At 65.3% G+C, this 18,659-nt stretch carries 18 protein-coding genes and 1 riboswitch; of the genes, 7 read left to right on the top strand and 11 right to left on the bottom strand.

What is annotated here, in order from left to right; translation table 11 throughout:
• Position 1: 1 nt before the first annotated feature.
• The 5 genes from ATJ78_RS14700 to ATJ78_RS14720 form a co-directional block, all read right to left on the bottom strand.
• On the bottom strand, positions 2–1,741 hold the full coding sequence (locus tag ATJ78_RS14700; protein ID WP_098408927.1) for a D-apionate lactonase family protein: 1,740 nt from the start codon (positions 1,739–1,741) through the stop codon (positions 2–4).
• A complete protein-coding gene (locus ATJ78_RS14705) occupies positions 1,738–2,490 on the bottom strand; it encodes an SDR family NAD(P)-dependent oxidoreductase (RefSeq protein ID WP_098408928.1) in 753 nt (250 codons plus the stop codon). Before ATJ78_RS14705 ends, ATJ78_RS14700 begins: the two co-directional genes overlap by 4 nt.
• 142 nt (positions 2,491–2,632) lie before the next feature.
• Positions 2,633–4,147 carry a glycerol kinase GlpK gene (glpK, locus tag ATJ78_RS14710; protein ID WP_098408929.1) on the bottom strand — a complete coding sequence of 505 codons (1,515 nt, stop codon included), beginning with the start codon at positions 4,145–4,147 and terminating at the stop codon, positions 2,633–2,635.
• Between the two features lie 66 nt (positions 4,148–4,213).
• Positions 4,214–4,972, bottom strand: coding sequence for an MIP/aquaporin family protein (locus tag ATJ78_RS14715; RefSeq protein WP_098408930.1), 759 nt, complete (start codon positions 4,970–4,972; stop codon positions 4,214–4,216).
• A 139-nt stretch (positions 4,973–5,111) separates the two neighbouring features.
• Positions 5,112–6,842 (bottom strand): glycerol-3-phosphate dehydrogenase/oxidase, encoded by a 1,731-nt coding sequence (locus ATJ78_RS14720; protein WP_098408931.1) that lies wholly within the window; start codon positions 6,840–6,842, stop codon positions 5,112–5,114.
• A 125-nt stretch (positions 6,843–6,967) separates the two neighbouring features.
• On the opposite strand from ATJ78_RS14720, the gene ATJ78_RS14725 reads away from it, so the two are divergent.
• From ATJ78_RS14725 to ribH, 5 genes are all read left to right on the top strand, one after another.
• Positions 6,968–7,939, top strand: coding sequence for a sugar-binding transcriptional regulator (locus ATJ78_RS14725; protein ID WP_434061504.1), 972 nt, complete (start codon positions 6,968–6,970; stop codon positions 7,937–7,939).
• Between the two features lie 184 nt (positions 7,940–8,123).
• A riboswitch (FMN riboswitch) is annotated at positions 8,124–8,266 on the top strand.
• A 66-nt stretch (positions 8,267–8,332) separates the two neighbouring features.
• Positions 8,333–9,352, top strand: a complete 1,020-nt coding sequence (ribD, locus tag ATJ78_RS14730) for a bifunctional diaminohydroxyphosphoribosylaminopyrimidine deaminase/5-amino-6-(5-phosphoribosylamino)uracil reductase RibD (protein WP_281253403.1) — start codon at positions 8,333–8,335, stop codon at positions 9,350–9,352.
• A gap of 4 nt (positions 9,353–9,356) precedes the next feature.
• Positions 9,357–9,983 (top strand): riboflavin synthase, encoded by a 627-nt coding sequence (locus tag ATJ78_RS14735; RefSeq protein WP_098408932.1) that lies wholly within the window; start codon positions 9,357–9,359, stop codon positions 9,981–9,983.
• Positions 9,980–11,245, top strand: coding sequence for a 3,4-dihydroxy-2-butanone-4-phosphate synthase (ribB, locus tag ATJ78_RS14740; protein WP_098408933.1), 1,266 nt, complete (start codon positions 9,980–9,982; stop codon positions 11,243–11,245). The genes ATJ78_RS14735 and ribB overlap by 4 nt, the downstream gene beginning before the upstream one ends.
• A 66-nt stretch (positions 11,246–11,311) precedes the next feature.
• The gene (gene ribH, locus ATJ78_RS14745) at positions 11,312–11,782 is read left to right on the top strand and encodes a 6,7-dimethyl-8-ribityllumazine synthase (protein ID WP_098408934.1); all 471 of its coding nucleotides are present in this window, start codon (positions 11,312–11,314) and stop codon (positions 11,780–11,782) included.
• 65 nt (positions 11,783–11,847) lie between these two features.
• Here the strand turns inward: ribH and ATJ78_RS14750 are convergent, their stop codons facing one another.
• Entirely contained in the window at positions 11,848–12,279 is a 432-nt protein-coding gene (locus ATJ78_RS14750; protein ID WP_098408935.1) for a DUF2269 family protein, read from the bottom strand.
• Between the two features lie 243 nt (positions 12,280–12,522).
• On the opposite strand from ATJ78_RS14750, the gene ATJ78_RS14755 reads away from it, so the two are divergent.
• Positions 12,523–13,881 carry an MFS transporter gene (locus tag ATJ78_RS14755; RefSeq protein WP_098408936.1) on the top strand — a complete coding sequence of 453 codons (1,359 nt, stop codon included), beginning with the start codon at positions 12,523–12,525 and terminating at the stop codon, positions 13,879–13,881.
• Between the two features lie 211 nt (positions 13,882–14,092).
• The gene (locus ATJ78_RS14760; RefSeq protein ID WP_098408937.1) at positions 14,093–14,977 is read left to right on the top strand and encodes a CPBP family intramembrane glutamic endopeptidase; all 885 of its coding nucleotides are present in this window, start codon (positions 14,093–14,095) and stop codon (positions 14,975–14,977) included.
• Here ATJ78_RS14760 and ATJ78_RS14765 read toward each other — a convergent pair.
• The 5 genes from ATJ78_RS14765 to ATJ78_RS15815 form a co-directional block, all read right to left on the bottom strand.
• Positions 14,961–15,350, bottom strand: a complete 390-nt coding sequence (locus tag ATJ78_RS14765; protein ID WP_245836346.1) for a type II toxin-antitoxin system VapC family toxin — start codon at positions 15,348–15,350, stop codon at positions 14,961–14,963. The genes ATJ78_RS14760 and ATJ78_RS14765 overlap by 17 nt on opposite strands.
• A gap of 244 nt (positions 15,351–15,594) precedes the next feature.
• On the bottom strand, positions 15,595–16,416 hold the full coding sequence (locus tag ATJ78_RS14775) for an ABC transporter permease (protein ID WP_098408939.1): 822 nt from the start codon (positions 16,414–16,416) through the stop codon (positions 15,595–15,597).
• Complete coding sequence (locus ATJ78_RS14780) at positions 16,413–17,252, bottom strand: ABC transporter permease (protein WP_098408940.1); 840 nt, start codon at positions 17,250–17,252, stop codon at positions 16,413–16,415. The genes ATJ78_RS14775 and ATJ78_RS14780 overlap by 4 nt, the downstream gene beginning before the upstream one ends.
• Positions 17,249–18,175, bottom strand: a complete 927-nt coding sequence (locus tag ATJ78_RS14785; RefSeq protein ID WP_098409421.1) for an ABC transporter ATP-binding protein — start codon at positions 18,173–18,175, stop codon at positions 17,249–17,251. The genes ATJ78_RS14780 and ATJ78_RS14785 overlap by 4 nt, the downstream gene beginning before the upstream one ends.
• A gap of 64 nt (positions 18,176–18,239) precedes the next feature.
• On the bottom strand, positions 18,240–18,641 hold the full coding sequence (locus ATJ78_RS15815) for a hypothetical protein (protein ID WP_143741435.1): 402 nt from the start codon (positions 18,639–18,641) through the stop codon (positions 18,240–18,242).
• Positions 18,642–18,659 lie beyond the last annotated feature (18 nt).

Consider the following 18,659-nt stretch of genomic DNA (forward strand, 5'->3'; position numbering starts at 1 on the left):
GTCAGTACGCCTGCCGCACGTAGTCCGTCGCAGGAACGACGAGAGCGCCGATGCCCTCGATCGTGAATCGCGCGTCGTCGTCGGCAACGTTTGCCACGAGAATCTCGCGCCGCTCGGGAAACGCGGCGCCCCAGCATCCGTCGGGCAGGTTCTCGAGGCGGCGCGTCAGCTCTCCTCCGCGAGCAATGAGCAGCTCGGCCGCGTCGGCCACCGGAAATCGCCCGGTCTCGTCGGCAAGACCTCGCGGCCCCCGCGCCTCGCCCAGGGTGATGCTCGCCACGTTGTCGATCGCGAGCGCGAACGTGCTCGCCATGACCCACGCCGCCATCGCGGGGCTCGTCTGCCGAGCATCCGTGGCCTCTGCGACACGCTCGGCGCCGTAACCGCCGCTCACATCTGTCGCACGATCTGCCGCGTATGGCGTCGTCGCCACCGCGTTATACCGGGCGCGCAGCGTGACCGGGCCGACGTGCACAGCGGCACCGTCGGCGATGCGCACGGCGTTCTCGGCGACGAGGCGTTGCATGGCGATGGACTCGACGATCTGCGCGCGCTCGATGTCGTGCATCTGCGGAGTGATGCTGAAGGTCAGCGGTGCGTCCGGCAACCGTTCATGCGTGCGATTCAGCTCGGTGAAGTGCGCGCGCGTTCCCGCGACCAGTTCACCGCGAATGCCGCGCGCAGCCGCGGCGTCGCCCAGGACCCGCCAGAGAACAGGCTCGCTCACGTGTGTTGTCGCATCGAAAACCGCGAGGCGCGCAATCGGCAGCGGGGCAACAGCATCGACGAGCTGCGCAACGTCTGCCTCGTCTCGCGCGATGAGCCTCACGTCGAGCAGACCCTTTCCCGCGTCCTGCCGCGCACGCTCGAGGGCCGCCCGCCAGTTCGCGTCTCTCACATCGAGTTCGACGAGCGTGACCGGCGCTCGCACCTCATCGCGCGGTCGAGATGACTCGGATGCTGTCGATGCAGCGATGCCGATCTGAGGAAACACGCGCTCAGCGCCGAGCACGACCTCCTCGCGTTCTGGCGCGTCATCACCCGCGCCGCTTTCAGGGTCACCGTCGCACGTCACGGTGACGCTCTGCGCGACACGATCTCCCGGGTCCAGACGGACCGGAAAAGGCCTCTCGAGCGGCGTGCTGTAGGTCTTGAACGAGGCGTCTGTCCAGTTGCGCTGATCTTCCATTTCGAACACGTCGCCCGCGAAGTGCAGCCGAACGTCGATTCCCTGACGCGACCACTCGAGGCCCGCGATGTCGAGCGCAGGCTGGTGCGGGGCGATTGCGTCGGGAAACCGCGTCCGCGTCGACGTGCCGTCCGGATGCGTCACCCACAGCTGCGAACCGGCATCGCTCGGCCAGTGCAGCACGATGATGCCAATGCGGTTGCGGTCGAACGCAGACTGCGCCACTCCCGAAAGGTCGACGCGCAGCTCGGTGTCGTCAAGCGACAGCGTGGCCGTCCACGCGAGGTCGACCTCGTTGCGCTGGCACCGCGCCGCAATCGTGATGCTGCCTCCGTCTCCCCCGGTGACCGTCACGTCGCGCGGTTCGATCGTGCGCCAGTCGGCGTCGCGAACGACGACGCGCAGCGCTCGAAGAACGGAGACTCCCCGGAACCGAATGTCGGCGAGTCCCGCTCCCACGCGATCCATACGCCACGGTCCATGCTCGATGGCGACGGCTGTGGGAGCGTCGTCGAGCCACCGAGCGGCTGCGGGCGTTGCGAATTCGGTCACAGCGTCGTCATTCCGCCGTCGACGCGAAAGAGGCTGCCCGTCGCGAACGCTGCCTCGTCGCTCGCGAGAAAGACCATGATGCCTTCCACGTCGGCGGGAGTTCCCGGCCGTCCGAGCGGAATGCGCGAAACGATCGCGGCGCGGGACTCCGGGTCGTCGGAGATCGACGTGACAAGCGGAGTCTCCGTGTACCCTGGCACAACGGCGTTGGCACGGATCCCCTCTCGCGCATACGCGGCCGCGACCGTGCGCGTCAGCCCGTGGATTCCCGCTTTCGTCGTGCTGTACGCCGTGAACTCGGCCCCTTCTCCGGTCAGACCCGTCGGAGACCCGGTGAGAATGATGCTTCCGCCTCGGCCGCGCAGCGCCCGCACGGCGTGCTTGACCGTCAGGAAGGTTCCGGTCAGGTTCACGTCAAGCGTGCGCTTCCAGACGTCGAGGTCGAGATCGGCGACCGGGGCGTCGTGGCCGAAGAGCTGCACACCGGCGTTCGCGACGACGACATCGAGCGCGATCCCGCGGCCGGCGATCTCGGCATAGGCCCGCTCAACGCTTCCCTCGTCAGAGACATCGAGTTCTACTCCGATGGCGTCGCGACAGCTCGCGGCGGCACGGTGAGCCGCCGCGCCGTCTCGATCCGAGAACACGACAGCTGCACCCTCGTGCGCGAAGCGCGTGGCCACAGCCTTGCCGATGCCCGAGCCTGCGCCCGTGACCAAAATGGATTTACCTGCTAGTCGTTCCTGCACGTTGTCCTCCTCAAGGGTCGCCTTACGACACTGCCGCTGCCGCTATTAGGCTAACCGGTTGACCAAAAGAAGTCACGGTAGGGGCGACGTTTAACGGGAACGGGCCGGGGCACCGCCCCGGCCCGCTTCACCACGAGGTCTCCTACTTGACGTCCTCGTCGATCCAGTCGAAGGTCTTGGTCACGGCCTTCTTCCAGAGACGCAGCTGGCGCTGAGCTTCAGCGTCATCCATCTGCGGCTCCCACCGCTTGTCTTCCGACCAGTTCGCCGAAAGCTCGTCGAGATCTGACCAGAAGCCGACAGCGAGACCGGCCGCGTATGCGGCACCCAGCGCTGTCGTCTCAATGACCTTCGGGCGGATGACGGGGACCCCGAGCACATCTGCCTGGAACTGCATGAGGGCGTCGTTCGCGACCATTCCGCCGTCGACCTTCAGCTCGCTGAGATCCACGCCGGAGTCCGCGTTCACAGCATCCAGCACCTCACGCGTCTGGAACGCCGTGGCCTCGAGAGCCGCACGTGCGATGTGCCCCTTGTTCGCAAAGCGCGTCAGCCCGACGATCGCACCGCGGGCATCGGAGCGCCAGTACGGAGCGAACAGACCGGAGAACGCGGGGACGATGTACACGCCGCCGTTGTCCTCGACCGTGTCCGCGAGCTTCTCGACCTCTGGAGCCGAGTTGATGAGGTTCAGGTTGTCGCGCAGCCACTGGATGAGCGATCCCGTGACGGCGATCGATCCTTCGAGCGCGTAATGTGGCTTGGCGTCGCCCAGCTTGTAGCCGAGCGTTGTGAGCAGGCCGTTCTCGGAGCGCACGATCTCTTCACCCGTGTTGAAGATGAGGAAGTTGCCCGTTCCGTACGTGTTCTTCGACTCGCCCTTCTGGAACGCGGCCTGACCGAACGTCGCCGCCTGCTGGTCGCCAAGGATGCCGGCGATCGGCGTCTCGCGCAGAAGGCTCGATCCGTGAGCGTGGCCATAGACCTCGCTCGAGGACTTGATCTCAGGCAGCATCGACTTCGGAACGCCGAACACCTCGAGAATGTCGTCACGCCACTCGAGCGTCTCGAGGTCCATGAACATCGTGCGGCTCGCGTTCGTCACATCGGTGACGTGCACGCCGCCGTCGGTGCCGCCCGTGAGGTTCCACAGCACCCACGTGTCGGTGGTGCCGAAGATGAGGTCGCCGGCCTCCGCCTTCTCGCGCGCTCCGTCGACGTTGTCGAGGATCCACTTGATCTTCGTGCCCGCGAAGTAGGTTGCGAGCGGAAGGCCCACGATGTCCTTGAAGCGCTCGACTCCGCCGTCCTTCGCGAGCTCGTCGACAATCGACTGCGTGCGGGTGTCCTGCCACACGATGGCGTTGTACACAGGCTCGCCGGTGTTCTTGTCCCACACCACCGTTGTTTCGCGCTGGTTGGTGATTCCGACGGCAGCGATGTCGTGACGCGTCACGTTCGCCTTCGACAGTGCCTGGCCGATGACCTCGCGGGTGTTCGTCCAGATCTCGTTCGCGTCGTGCTCGACCCATCCAGCTTTGGGCAGAATCTGCTCATGCTCGAGCTGGCCGGTCGAGACGATCGAGCCGGACTTGTCGAAGATGATGGCGCGAGAGCTTGTCGTGCCCTGATCGATGGCAATGATGTAGTCCGCCATGGGGAACTCCTTTGTTTGTGCGACTTCGGGTTGAGGCGACGGACCGGCGAGCGGCCCGCCGCGACGTCAGATGAGAGCGGGAAGCAGACCGGCAGTGCCGAGCCAGCCGCCGAGGGCGCCACCGATGAGCGGGCCGACGACGGGCACCCACGAGTAGCTCCAGTCGCTCGAGCCCTTGCCCTTGATCGGCAGCAGAGCGTGCGCGATGCGGGGGCCGAGGTCACGAGCCGGGTTGATCGCGTATCCGGTCGGACCACCGAGCGAGATACCGATGGCGAGAACGACGAGCGCCACGGGCAGAGCGCCGAGGGCAGCAAGCCCCTTTGCATCGCCGTGCTGACCGAACGCGATGACGAGAAACACGAGCACGAACGTTCCGACGATCTCGGTGACGAGGTTCCAGCCGTAGCTGCGAATCTCGGGGCCGGTCGAGAAGACAGCGAGCTTGGCGCCCGGATCGTCCGACTCATCGAAGTGCTTCTTGTACGCCAGGAACACGACGACGGCGCCGATGAATGCTCCGAGCATCTCGGAACCGAAATACAGGAACGTCGACCCGAGGGTGACCGGTACTCCTTCGACGAACTCGGTCGCGCCGCTCGTGATTATCCCAAGGGTGACGGCCGGGTTGAGGTGAGCTCCTGAGAACGCGGCGGCGACGACGCCGACGTAGACCGCGAGGCCCCATCCGAAGTTGATCAGCAGCCAGCCGCCGTTGAACCCCTTCGTCTTCGCCAGCACGACGTTCGCTACGACGCCGCCACCGAGAATGATGAGCAGTGCCGTTCCAACGACCTCGGAGATGAATATCGATCCAAGTGCCATGTGTCTTCTTTGACCTTCCAATAATGGTGCGGCGCCGAGCCGGATGCCCGGGCCGCTGCTGCAGGGTGGTGTTACTGGTCACCCACTCCAGAACCTAACCGTGTCGCGGCGCGGTAACAAGAGCAGGCTTACCTCGGGTTTAAGCGTGTGCGGGTGTCTCCCTTCGTCCGGAGAGCTCGACGCCGTGGGCATCGCGCAGAACGCGCGATGCTTCGGCGCGCTCGGCGACGGCGTCCGCGTCGCTCCAGCGCAGTTCGCTGGCGACGATCGGGGTGATCTCGTCGAGCAGCTCATCGGTGACCTGGCCGGTGAAGGCAAGGCTCGTGCGTCGCTTGAGCACGTCGATCAGGTGCACGACATGCTCGGTGCGCACAAGGTACGCGATCTCTTCGCGCGAGTAGTCCGGGGCATTCACAAGCGGGGTGTCACTCGTCGCGTCGAGTTCATCGATGACGGATGCTGCTCGCGAGCCGTACCGCTCGAGCAGAACGTCCGCTCGCTCTCGTGAGACGGCGTCGCCGTGCGCGGCGAGCCACGTCGTGCGCGCAGCATCCGTTGTGGGATAGCCGCGTCCACCGCCGATGGGCATACCCGTCGTCGAGACCGAGCGCTCGGTTCCGATGCGCGACAGCACCTCGTCGCCGAGCTGCTCGCCGAGCGCGCGGAACGTCGTGAGCTTGCCGCCGACGAGACTGAGCACCGGCGTTCCGCCGAGCTCTGCGGGAACGATGCGGTAGTCGCGCGAGACGAAGCCGGGCTGGGTGTCCCCGTGCCCGGGCAGCGGGCGGATGCCCGAGAAGCGGTAGACGATCTGCTGGCGATCGACGTGAACGTCGGGGAACACGTGCTTGACGAGGTCGAAGAAGTAGTCAACCTCTTCTTCGGTGCACACGGCGGGCTGCGACGGGTCGGCGTCAATGTCGGTGGTGCCCACCATGACGCGTCCCTTGAGCGGGTAGATCAGCACGATGCGGCCGTCTTCGTGCTCGAAGAAGATCTCGTTTCCACCCGTCGCCTCCAGCAGCTCGGGGTTGTCGAGCACGATGTGCGAGCCCTTGGTGCCGCCCATGTATGCGGTCGTCTGGCCGAGAGCGGCGTTCGTCAGGTCGGTCCACGGTCCGCTCGCGTTGACGATCACGTCTGCCGTCACCGGGAACGTCTCCCCCGTCACGTTGTCCCGAAGGGTCACGCCGGCTCCGTCGAACCCGACGGCCTCGACATAGTTGGCCGCTCGGGCGTGCGGTCCCGCATCCACACCATCGCGCAGCACGTCGAGCGCGAGACGCTCGGGGTCGTGCACCGACGCGTCGTAGTAGGTCGCCGTGTACTTGAGGTCTTTATTGAATGCCGGATGCTGCTTGAGCGACGCCGTGCGGCCCCGGAACGAGTGCCTCGGCACCGATCCCCCGTCGCGTGAGAAGGAGTCGTAGAGCATGAGGCCGATCTTGATCAAGAAGGCGCCGCGCTCGGTCGGCTTTCCCTGTTTGTGCGTGAGGAAGCGCAGCGGTGCAGAGAGGATGCCCGAGAACGTCGAGAAGATGGGCACGGTCGTCTCGAGGGGCTTCACGTAGTGCGGCGCGATCTTCACGAGGCCGTTGCGCTCCTGAACCGATTCGCGCACGAGGCGGAACTCGCCGTTCTCGAGGTAGCGGATGCCGCCGTGAATCATGTGCGACGACGCCGAAGAGGCGCCGGAGCACCAGTCGTCGCGCTCGACGATCGCGACATCCACGCCCTGCAGCGAGAGGTCGCGGAACGTCGAGAGGCCGTTGATTCCCCCTCCGATGATGAGAATGCTCGCGTGCGGACGTTCTGCGAGTGCACGCACCGTGTCTCTCGTGCCGACGCTGCCAGGCTTCTCGCTCGTCATTGGATCACTCCTCATCGCCATTGGTGCCGGATGCTGTGAAGCGTGCGCTCCGGCGTCACTCACCATCCTCTGCAGAAGCTACACTTGCGTTCAAACCTGATGCACAAACGTGCAAGGAGCGAACTGTGGCCAAACATCCGTCGAATTCTCTGTCGGGAAAGACTCGCGACGCCCTGACCGCTGCCCAGCTGTACTATCTGCAGGACCTCACGATGGATGCGATCGCTCGCGAGCTGCACACCTCGAGATCCTCGGTATCTCGCCTGTTGAGCCACGCTCGCGACACGGGACTCGTCACGATCAACGTGTCCAGTCCGCTCGATGTCCCTCGTCAGCTCGAGTCAGACATCCGTCGCCGATTCGGAGTCGTGACGCACGTCGTTCCTATCCCCGAGCACACGAGCGACGTCGACAGGCTCGACCGCGTCGCGCTCACTGCTGCACGAATTCTCGGAGGATTCGTCGAGTCGAACATGGTGATCGGCGTCGCGTGGGGCGCGACCATGACCGCCGTCTCGCGGCATCTCACTCCCAAGCACACGCACAATTCCCGCATCGTCCAGCTCAACGGAGCCGCCAACCCGCGCACGACGGGTCTCGTCTACGCGAGTGAGCTGCTGCAGCGGTTCGGAACGGCCTTCGGGGCCGCCGTGCAGCAGTTCGCCGTTCCCGCGTTGTTCGACGACCCCGAGACCAAGGCGGCGATGTGGCGCGAGCGCAGTGTCCGCCGTGTTCTCGACATTCAGCACAGCATGGATATGACAGTCTTCGGCCTCGGGTCGCCGTTCGCGGTCGTGCCGAGCCACGTCTATGTGGGCGGCTATCTCGACGAAGACGACCTCGCGTCAATGCAGAAGGCCAACGTGGTCGGCGACGTCGCCACCGTCTTCTACCGTGAGGACGGCTCGTCCGACGGCATCGAGATCAATACGCGCTCCTCCGGCCCAGACCTCGATGTGCAGCGCCGTGTGGCGCGCCGAGTCTGCATTGTCTCGGGCGAGAGCAAGCTGCAGAGCCTGCGTGGCGCGCTCGCTGCCGGTCTCATCACCGACCTCATTGTCGATGCGACGACGGCCCGCCTCCTTCTTGCCTCCTGACTGCAGGCCTGTCGCGCCATCAACGATGCGGCCGACATGACCCGTCGCCCGGTGAGTTGCAGGAAACGGTTCCTCTTGCCGGCGCTGGAGCAGCCATTTCCTGCAATTCACGTCGCCCGATCGCGTCATGAAGCGACACGAAAACCGCCGCGGGAACAGACTGACGTAGCATGGTGTTATACGTAACGTGCTCCGGGGTCGGTGAGAGTCCGAACCGGCGGTGAAAGTCCGCGACCCTCCCTCGGGAGGTTGAGCCGGTGAAATTCCGGCACCGACGGTTATGGATCGCCACACGGCGATTCGAGTCCGGAAGGGAGGAGGCACGTCGGCGCCGCCTGCGGTGCCGTCAACGCAGCCTCGCGTTTCCCCGGAGCCTCGAGAACGGGAGCGCCGGTGGCATCACAACGCGAGCAGCAGCTCATGCGTCGCGCCCTCGAGCTTGCCGCAAACGGCCCGGCCCGCGGCGTCAATCCCCGCGTCGGATGCGTCATCGTCTCCCCCGACGGAACCATCATCGGCGAGGGATGGCACCGCGGTGCAGGAACCCCGCACGCGGAGGTCGCAGCGTTGTCACAGACGGCTCCGGATGCTGCGCGCGGCGCAACCGCCATCGTCACTCTCGAGCCGTGCAACCACACCGGCCGAACGGGTCCGTGCGTCGACGCTCTGCTTGACGCCGGCATCGCGCGCGTCGTCTACGCGTCGACCGATCCGGGCGGCGACTCCAGCGGAGGCGGCACGAGGCTCCGCGAATCGGGAGTCGATGTCGAGGGCGGCGTTCTTGAATCCGAGGTCGACGCGTTCCTCGGCACCTGGATGACGACGGCCCGTCTCGCGCGCCCGCACGTCACCGTCAAGTGGGCGTCGTCGCTCGACGGCCGCACAGCAGCGGCCGACGGCACAAGCCAGTGGATCACGGGGGCAGAGTCCCGCGCCGACGCACACCTTCTGCGGTCGCAGCACGATGCGATCGCTGTCGGCACGGGGACAGTGCTGACCGACGATCCGTCGCTCACAGCGCGCGATTCCGCGGGCGCGCTGCTTGCCGAGCAGCCTGTTCCGGTCGTGTTCGGCACCCGCGCGATTCCGGGCGGCGCGCGTCTGCGACAGCATCCACTCCCCCTCATTCAGGTCGACGGTCGCGACCTCGCCGCCGATCTGCGGCTGCTGCGTGAACGCGGCATCCGCTCGCTCTTCATCGAGGGCGGTCCTACCCTCGTCTCGGCATTCGTGCGCGCGGGTCTTGTCGACTCCTACGTCGTCTATCTCGCGCCCGCACTGCTCGGCGGCGATCGCGTCGCCCTCACAGACATCGGCGTCGCCTCCATCGATGAGGCACGGCGTCTGACCATCACAGACATCACGCTCACGGGCGACGACGCTCGCCTCACTCTGAGTCCGAAGGGACGGTAACACCATGTTCACCGGAATCATCGAAGAGATCGGCACGGTCACGGCTGTGACGCGCAGCGTGTCGTCGCTGCGCCTCAGCGTGCAGGGCCCGCTCGCAGTCTCTGACGCCAGACACGGAGACTCCATCGCTGTCTCGGGCGTCTGTCTCACCGTCGTCGAGCAGTCAGACGACAGCTTCACCGCCGACGTCATGGGCCAGACCCTCGCGATGTCGACGCTCGACACCGTCGATGTCGGCCGGCGCGTCAACCTCGAGCGCGCCGCCCACGTCGGCGATCGTCTCGGCGGACACATCGTGCAGGGCCACGTCGACGGCACGTCGCGCCTTGAGAGCATCCGCGACGATGGCGACTGGCGCGTGCTGCGCTTCTCACTCGCGAGCGACCTCGCCCGGCTCGTGGTCGACAAGGGGTCCGTCGCCGTCGACGGCACATCGCTCACCGTGAGCGCCGTGGCCCCCGCCGAGCTCGCGCAGCAGTGGTTCGAGGTCTCCCTCATTCCCGAGACTCTCGCCGCCACGACGCTCGGTGAGCTGCGGGTCGGGGACCACGTCAATATCGAGACCGACATCATTGCGCGACACGTCGAACGGATGCTGGCGCGCGACGCCGCGGAAGGGAACAACCGATGAGCCTGGCCACCATTCCCGAGGCCCTCGACGCGCTGCGTCAGGGCAAGCCGGTTCTCGTCGCCGACGACGAATCACGTGAGAACGAGGGAGACGTCATTCTGTCGGCGGCTCTCGCCACTCAGGAGTGGCTCGCGTGGACGATCAGGCACACGAGCGGCTACATCTGCGCTCCCATGACCAACGAGATCGCCGATCGGCTGAACCTGCCGCTCATGGTCAACGACAGCGAAGACCCGCGCGGCACCGCGTACACGATCTCTGTTGACGCGTCGGATCGAGTCTCGACGGGCATCAGCGCCGCCGACCGCGCGCACACTCTGCGCACGCTCGGCGATCCCGAATCGACCCCCGCGAGCCTCATTCGGCCTGGGCACGTGCTTCCCCTTCGCGCGCGCGACGGCGGGGTTCGCGAGCGCGACGGGCACACCGAAGCGGCCGTCGATCTCATGAAGCTCGCCGGGCTTCCTCCCGTCGGCGCGATCTGCGAGGCCGTGCACGACGACGGCGAGATGATGCGCCTGCCCGGGCTCATCGAGCTCGGGACCGAGGCCGATGTTCCCGTGATCACGATCGCGGAGCTCATTCGCTACATCGAGACGACGCCCGACGCTTCGCGCGTCTGCACAGCTGGTTCGTCGGTTCCCGAGTCGAGCGAGGTGATCTTCGAGGTCGAGACGACAGTGCCCACCACCCACGGCACGTTCAGCGTGCGGGCGTACCGCGACCGCGCGACAGGCGCAGATCACGTCGCCATCATCTCGGGCGAGCTCGAGCCGGGAGCGCTCGTGCGCGTGCACTCCGAGTGCCTCACAGGCGAAGCGTTCGGCTCACTCAAGTGCGAGTGCGGGCCGCAATTGGATGCTGCGCTCGATACGGTTCAGCGCCATGGCGGCGTCGTCATCTATCTTCGGGGTCACGAGGGTAGGGGCATCGGCCTGGTGAACAAGCTGCGCGCGTACAAGCTGCAGGAAGACGGCCTCGACACACTCGACGCGAACCTCGCGCTCGGGCTGCCCGCCGACGCGCGTGATTACACGGCAGCATCCGCCATTCTGGCCGATCTCGGCCTCGACACCGTTCGCGTTCTGACGAACAATCCGGCCAAGGTGCAGCAGCTTGAGTCGCACGGCATCACCGTCACCGAGCGCGTGCCGCTCGTCGTGGGCGTCGGGCCGTTCAACTCCGAGTACCTGGCGACGAAGCGCGACCGCATGGGGCACCAGCTTGAGCAGTCGCTTGCCCCTGGCGCCGTCGAAGGCTGAACCCGCGCCACGCAATAGTCGTGGGACACTGAAGAAACCACCCGTCAACAACCCGAAGGAAGCACAATGAGCGGAGCTGGATCCCCTACCCTCAACGTCGACGGCACCGGCCTCGACATCACGATCGTCGCCGCCAGCTGGCACGACACGATCATGAACGGGCTCATCGACGGAGCCGTGCGCGCTCTCGACGAAGCGGGCGCATCCCACTCGGTCGTTCGGGTTCCGGGCAGTTTCGAGCTTCCCGTCGTCGCACGCGCAGCACTGCACGACGGCGCCGACGCCGTCGTCGCGCTGGGCGTAATCATTCGCGGAGGCACACCGCATTTCGAGTACGTCGCCGATGCGGCGACGTCCGGGCTTACAACTGTCGCGATCGAAACGGGAAAGCCAATCGGATTCGGAGTGCTCACCGTCGACGACGAGCAGCAGGCGCTCGATCGGGCCGGTCTGCCTGGTTCCACCGAAGACAAGGGACGCGAAGCCGCAGAGGCGGCGATCGCCACGACGCGCGCGCTCACGGCCATCATGCGCTGAGGCCGGAACAGAGAAGAGCGCCCGAGCGAATGATCGCTCGGGCGCTCTTCTCTGTGTCGACGGTTCTACGGCTTCCAGACCATGAGCACAACGACGGCGATCAGAAGGATCGTCGACAGTCCGCTGCCCGCGGCGATCGCCGGGTAGCCGGACCGCTCGTTCGCCTCGCCATCGGCGAGCGCACTCGCGGCCTTTCTCATGGTCGGCACCACGAGCGCAAGATTGATGATGGTTGCGACGGCCCAGAGAATGAGCGACCACAGAATCCACGGTGTCGAGATCGAGATGTCGTACTCCGACATGCCCATGATCCCGAATCCGAACACCACGACGAGCAGCGACAGCCAGCTGAAGATCATCGTGGACTTCGCAAGCACCGCGACCTGCGCGCCATTGCCCGCGCGCACCGCACGCATCGCCGTCATCGGAAGGATCGCCATGGGGCCGACGATGAAGACCGCCGCGACGACGTGAAGCACAGTGAACAAGGTATCCATGCCTCAAGGCTACGTGCCCGCGGTCGCGAACAGCATCAACCTTTCGATGGGTTCGCGCTGTGCGGATTGCGGCATGGGGAACGTCTGCCCACAGCATCCGGAATGGTTTGGCAGCGTTTTCACAGCAGGCGTATTGTTATGAGGTCCCGCCACAAGCAGGGCCTCGTCAATGCCGCGACACGACCGCGCGTAACCCGCGTGATCCCGTCAGCGGCACCACGTATCTCACGCAATCGAAGGCTCATGTCCAAGGCTCCACTCTCGACACCCACTGCAACGGCCGAAGTGCCCACGCCCGCGAATCCGCGTTCACGCGTCATTCTCGCGAGCATGATCGGCACGACGATCGAGTTCTATGACTTCTACGTCTACGCAACCGCCGCCGTTCTCGTCTTTCCGCGCCTCTTCTTTCCCGAAGGCGACCCGACCGTAGCTCTGCTGTCGTCGTTCGCAATCTTCGGTGCCGCCATGGTGGCTCGCCCGCTTGGCGCAATCTTCTACGGCCACCTCGGCGACCGCAAGGGTCGCAAGACCACGCTCGTCGCGTCTCTCATGACAATGGGCATCGCGACGTTCCTCATCGGATTCCTCCCCACGTATCACGACGTCGGCTGGTTCGCGCCGCTGTTCCTCGTGATCTTCCGCCTCGCGCAGGGCTTTGCCCTTGGCGGCGAATGGTCGGGCGCCGCGCTCGTCGCCACCGAGAACGCCCCGAAGGGCAAGCGGGCCTGGTACGGCACCTTCCCGCAGCTCGGCGCTCCCCTCGGCTACATCATCGCCAACGGCATCTTCATCATCATCTCGGTGCTGCAGCCCGCAAACGGCGGCGTGAGCGAGCAGTTCCTCGCGTGGGGCTGGCGTGTTCCGTTCTGGTTCTCGATCATCATGGTCATCGTCGGTGTGATCGTGCGTTTGAAGCTCGTGGAGTCCACCTCGTTCGCGGCAACCGTCGCAAAGGGTACGGTGCGCAAGGTTCCGCTGGGAACGGTGCTGCGCAACAACTGGCGCGAGCTCATTCTCGGCACGTTCTTCATGCTCGCGACGTACGTGCTGTTCTACCTGATGACGACGTTCGTGCTCAGCTACGGAACCACACCGACGGATGCTGCCATGGCGGGGCTCGGGTACGAGCGCAACCAGTTCATTCTGATGTCCATCATCGGCGTCGTGTTCTTCGGCATCTTCACCCTGGTGTCTGGCCCATGGGCTGACAAGTGGGGCCGTCGACGCACGCTCATCTGGGTGACCCTCGCGATCGTCGTCTTCGGGCTGCTGTTCGTGCCACTGCTCGACGGCGGTCCCGTGGGCGTCATGGCGATGCTGATCATCGGGTTCTCACTCATGGGCATGACGTTCGGCCCGATGGGCGCGCTGCTGCCAGAGCTCTTCCCGACGAATGTGCGCTACACCGGGTCAGGCGTCTCGTACAACGTCTCGTCGATTCTCGGTGCGGCCGTTGCGCCGTTCATCGCCGTCGCTCTCTGGAGCGCCGGCGGCGGCAGCCCGTTCTGGGTGGGCGTCTACCTCTCCGCGATGGCGCTCATCACGCTCGTCTCGCTGCTGGTCAGCAGAGAGACCAAAGACGTCGACATGGAGAAGTAGCTCTCAGCGTCTGTGTGCACCCACAAGGAGGCCGACCCGGAATGCATTCCGGGCCGGCCTCCTTTCGCGTGGTTACCCTCAGCTCTGCTCGCAACCCCTACCAGAGGACTAAGCGAGAACGGCACCGCGGGGTGACGCGCGGTACGGTCGTGGTCTTTAGCGTGGAAGTGCGTGATGCGACAGCATCCTTACACTCCCACGAAAGCAGACCATGACTTCGACTTCTCCTGTTCGCCGCTTACTGCAATTTCCCCTCACCTGGCTCGTGATCGGGACTGTCACCGTCGGCGGTGCGTACGCGCTCATCACTGCCCTTACCGCCGCCACAGGCGACGTCGGCGCGGCCGTGCTTCCGCTTGCCGGAGCGGTCGTCGCGATGCTGCTGTATCACGTGGTCATGCGGCGCATCGCCCGTCGAGCAACACCGGAAACTGCGGCGAAAGGCGCACTGTTCGACGTGCTTCTCGGCATCGAAATCGGTCTCGGTTTCATCGCCGTCTCCGTTGCGACGATCACGCTTCTCGGCGGATACCGCATTGAGTGGGCATCCGCTGACGTTCTCGGCGTCGTCCTCCAGATCGTGGCGCTGAACGTCGGCGTCGCCGTCGTCGAAGAACTCATCTTCCGCGGCTTCGCACTTCAGGCACTTGAGCGTCTCACCGGAAGCTGGTTCGCCCTGGGCGCCACTGCGCTCTTCTTCGGTGCCGCCCATCTGGCCAACCCCGGCGCGACGCTGTGGAGGGGGCTGGCGATCGCGATCGAGGCGGGAGTGCTTCTCGGCGCCGTCTTCCTCTGGCGTCGCAGCCTCTGGACGGCGATCGGCGCGCACTTCGCGTGGAACACGACGGTCGGGCTGCTCGGCATCCCGGTCTCGGGCCATGCTCTTCCCGGGCTCTTCAACACGACCGCGACCGGCTCACCGATGCTGACGGGAGGCGAGTTCGGGCTTGAGGCGTCGATTGTTCCCGTTGTCGTGAGCCTGCTGCTGTCGATTCCGATGCTCGTGATCGCTCACCGCCGCGGAAACCTCGTGTCGCGACCGCGACGCAACGACCCCTCGGTTCTGGACGTGTCCGTTGCTACGACGCAGCGATGACGTCGACCTGAACTCGCATCGCTTCATACGTCGGCCGCGCTCGCGCGTCTCGTGTCGTAAGCACGAGATTATGCTCGCGCGCGGCCAGGGCGACGAGTCCGTCGTATGCTGCGCCTCCGGCGATGCCGCTCCGCTGCAACTCGCGATGCGCGAGAGCTGCTTTGTCCGGCGAGAGCTGCACCGTCTCTGGAAAGTTGTCGTCGATGATCGCCACTGCGTCATCGGGACTCACGCGTGCATCGGCCGGCAGCCGGGTGAGCACCGAATACGTCTCGGCAAGTGCGTGTCCGCTGAGACCGAGGACGCGACCGTCAGCCCAGCGTGCGACGGCCTCGTGTGCTTCGTGCGACCTGACAAGCAAGGGAATGGCCACGCTTGTATCGATCGCGAATGGGCCTGCGCCGGTCACCGGCGTCCCGCATCGATGAGTGCGAACATCGTGTCATCCGTGACCGCAGTTTTTCCACTCGATACCAGGCGTCCGGACGCGTCGCGGTCGAGCCTCGCCGTGCGCCCTCCCGGGGGGTACATGGCTCGTACCTGGCTCTCCATCTCGGTCGAACTGGTGGAACAGATTCCATTCGAGCCACTTCCCCGCAGTAATCGTAATGACTGTCTCAACCAAGGAACAGCGCTCGGAGGCGCCGCGTGGTGAAGACCAGTCCGATGAGCGACATCACCGCGAAGTAGAGCACGTGCCACAGCATCCCGAACCCGACGACACCGGTCGTCAGCCCGCGCACGAGTTCGACACCGTGCCAGAGCGGCAGCACCTGAATCACGAACTGCACGCCTTGCGGGTAGACGCTGAGCGGAAAGAACGTTGCCGAGAACAGGAACATGGGCATGAGAATGAAGTTGATCCAGTCCATGTGCTGGAAGGTCTTCATGTAGCTCGTCACCGCCATGCCGAAGCTCGCGAAGCCGCACGCGATCAGCAGAACGGCGGGGAAAGCGAGCAGCGCCCACCACGACAGGTTGAGCCCGAGCACCTGCATCACGAGTATGAACCCGAATGCGTAAAGCGCACCGCGAAGGAGTGCGAGGGCGATCTCACCGAGCGCGATGTCGAAGGGGCCGAGCGACGTCGCGAGCATTCCCTCGTAGATCTTCGAGAACTTGATCTTGAAGAACACGTTCCATGTGGAGTCGTAGACGGCTCCGTTCATGGCCGCGACTGCGAGAAGCGCGGGAGCGATGAAGGCAGCGTAGGGAATCTCGGTTCCGCCCGGACCGTCAACGTCGCCGACGAGGGCACCGAGCCCGATGCCCATCGACAGGAGGTAGAAGATCGGCTCGAAGAAGCCCGAGACCATGACGAGCCAGTTCGTGCTGGCCGTCGCGCGCCAGCCGCGCAGCATCACCGCGCGGGCGTTTCCCGCGTAAAGCGCGGAGGGCCCGTTGACGCGGCGTCGTGAGGGAGCAGTGTGAATGCTCATCGGTTGAGCCTCCTCGCGGCGACGCGGCGCGCCAGCATCCACCCGATCACTGTCAGAAGCAGAAGGTATGCCATGTGAATGATGGTGAGCCAGATCGGCTCGTGGTGCCCGTACGAAAGCACGCGTCCCAGCTCTGTGCCGTGCCAGAGCGGCGAGAGCCAGCCGATCCACTGCAGAAACCAGGGCAGCTGCGTGAGCGGAAACACGGTTCCCGAGAAGAGCGTGAGCGGCAGCACGAGAAACCGCATGACCATGGCGATCTGACCGCTGTCGTTTTCCAGCGTTGCGACGTACGCCATGAGCAGCGTGCCGAACGCGAGACCGGTGAGCACGGCGGTGAAAAGCGAGAGCCAGCCGAGCTCGCCCGGAACAGCACCGAACAGCAGCATGAAGAGGTAGTAGAGACCGGATGTGACGGCGATGCGCACGGTCACGGCGATGACCTGGCCGTCGATGATCTGCCCGGGCGTCACCGGGCTCGCGCCCATGCCGGTGAAGATGGGGTTCCACTTGAACCCGAGCATGATCGGGTAGCTGAACTCCTCGGCAGCGGCTTCGAACGCCGCCATCGCCAGCAGCGCGGGCGCGACGAACACGAGGTAGCTGACCGCGAGACCGTTCTGCTCGACGTTGGCGTCGACGAGGCTCGCGAGGCCGACACCCATCGCGAAGAGGTACATGAGCGGCGATCCGATGCCCGTCGCGATGACCGTCTGCGTGTACGCCTTCATGCCGCGGAAGCGGTGCTCCGCGACATACCAGGCTCCCCAGCGCCGTGGTGCCCGCGCTGCGATCAGTGCACGAGCAGCATTCGCCCGTCTCGTCGTGGTGGTCATTCGATCAGGCTCCGCCCGGTGAGCCGCAAAAACACGTCTTCGAGGCTCGATCGGCGCACCAGACTCGTGAGGGGCGTGTGGCCGCGGTCGGTCACGGCGCCGAGCGCTTCTTCGCCGCTGGCGGCATAGATGAGGATGCGGTCGGGCAGCACCTCGAGCCGATCGCCGAGCCCCTCGAGCTCGCGTGCGACGAGATCGTTGTTCTGCGAGCCGAAGCGCACCTCGAGAACTTCGCGCGACGAATACTGCCGAATGAGCTGCGACGGCGACCCCTCGGCCATGATGCGGCCGTTGTCGACGACGACGAGTCGGTCGCAGAGCTGTTCGGCCTCGTCCATGTAGTGCGTCGTGAGCACAAGCGTCGTTCCCTGCTCTTTGAGCCGGAAGAGGCGGTCCCACAGAATGTGTCGTGCTTGCGGGTCGAGGCCGGTTGTCGGCTCGTCGAGCAGCAGAATGCGCGGATCGTTGATGAGCGCGCGGGCGATGGTGAGGCGCCGCTTCATGCCGCCCGAGAGATCGTCGACCTTGGCTTTCACCTTGTCTTCGAGCTGCGCGAACGCCATGAGTTCGTCTGCTCGCTCGGCGACGAGCTTGCGCGGCAGGCCGAAATATCGGCCGTAGACGAGCAGGTTCTCGCGGGCGCGCAGCTCTTCGTCGAGGTTGTCGGCCTGCGGAACGACGCCGAGCTGTGAACGGATCTCGGGGCCATACTCATCAGGGTCAAGACCCAGGATGCTGAGTTGACCCGACGTGCGGGTCGAGACGGCTCCGACCATGCGCATGGTCGTCGATTTGCCGGCGCCGTTCGGCCCGAGCAGACCGAACGACTCCCCCGGTGCCACGTCGAACGAGATGTCGTCGACGGCGGCGAAGTCTTTGTACTTCTTGACGAGGTTGGTGGCTTCGATGACGGGTTCAGGCACGACTGACAGCTTATTAAGAGCCGCTGACACTGCCAAGAAGCGCGTTTCGGTTCTTCACCACGTTTCAGCGCCGCGGAGGCCGGCTCTTGCCGGTGATGATGCCGACGATTCCAAGCACCAGAAGGACAGCCCCGATAGCGAATACCGTAAGGCCCGGAGCCTTGAAGCTGTCGGCGAATCCGTAGAACGCGTCGACGTTGCCGCCGCCACCCAAGAGAAAGAGACCGTATGGCAAAACGACGATAATGCCGCCCATCACCGCCGTGAAAAATCCGAGCACCGTTGCGACGATTCCGCAGATGCGAAGCGGATGCATCCTTGGGCTCGGCTGCCGCACGCGCGGCGCATACGGGCGCACGGGCGGCGGATACGGGCCGTAGCGGGGCGGATACCCGGGTGGAGGGGCCGGAGGCAGGGGCGCAGCGTTCGTGCTCGGGTGCTGGCCAGCTCCCTCTGAGTGCGTCATGGCTTCACCATAGCGAGC

The sequence above is a fragment of the Paramicrobacterium agarici genome, assembly GCF_002563955.1.
Lineage (GTDB): Bacteria > Actinomycetota > Actinomycetes > Actinomycetales > Microbacteriaceae > Paramicrobacterium > Paramicrobacterium agarici.

What these genes read in the sequence shown, in the direction of transcription:
- glpK (WP_098408929.1), bottom strand. Translation starts at nt 4,147, where the DNA reads ATGGCGGACTACATCATTGCCATCGATCAGGGCACGACAAGCTCTCGC.
- ATJ78_RS14715 (WP_098408930.1), bottom strand. Translation starts at nt 4,972, where the DNA reads ATGGCACTTGGATCGATATTCATCTCCGAGGTCGTTGGAACGGCACTG.
- ATJ78_RS14720 (WP_098408931.1), bottom strand. Translation starts at nt 6,842, where the DNA reads ATGACGAGCGAGAAGCCTGGCAGCGTCGGCACGAGAGACACGGTGCGT.
- ATJ78_RS14735 (WP_098408932.1), top strand. Translation starts at nt 9,357, where the DNA reads ATGTTCACCGGAATCATCGAAGAGATCGGCACGGTCACGGCTGTGACG.
- ribB (WP_098408933.1), top strand. Translation starts at nt 9,980, where the DNA reads ATGAGCCTGGCCACCATTCCCGAGGCCCTCGACGCGCTGCGTCAGGGC.
- ribH (WP_098408934.1), top strand. Translation starts at nt 11,312, where the DNA reads ATGAGCGGAGCTGGATCCCCTACCCTCAACGTCGACGGCACCGGCCTC.
- ATJ78_RS14750 (WP_098408935.1), bottom strand. Translation starts at nt 12,279, where the DNA reads ATGGATACCTTGTTCACTGTGCTTCACGTCGTCGCGGCGGTCTTCATC.
- ATJ78_RS14755 (WP_098408936.1), top strand. Translation starts at nt 12,523, where the DNA reads ATGTCCAAGGCTCCACTCTCGACACCCACTGCAACGGCCGAAGTGCCC.
- ATJ78_RS14760 (WP_098408937.1), top strand. Translation starts at nt 14,093, where the DNA reads ATGACTTCGACTTCTCCTGTTCGCCGCTTACTGCAATTTCCCCTCACC.
- ATJ78_RS14775 (WP_098408939.1), bottom strand. Translation starts at nt 16,416, where the DNA reads ATGAGCATTCACACTGCTCCCTCACGACGCCGCGTCAACGGGCCCTCC.
- ATJ78_RS14780 (WP_098408940.1), bottom strand. Translation starts at nt 17,252, where the DNA reads ATGACCACCACGACGAGACGGGCGAATGCTGCTCGTGCACTGATCGCA.
- ATJ78_RS15815 (WP_143741435.1), bottom strand. Translation starts at nt 18,641, where the DNA reads ATGACGCACTCAGAGGGAGCTGGCCAGCACCCGAGCACGAACGCTGCG.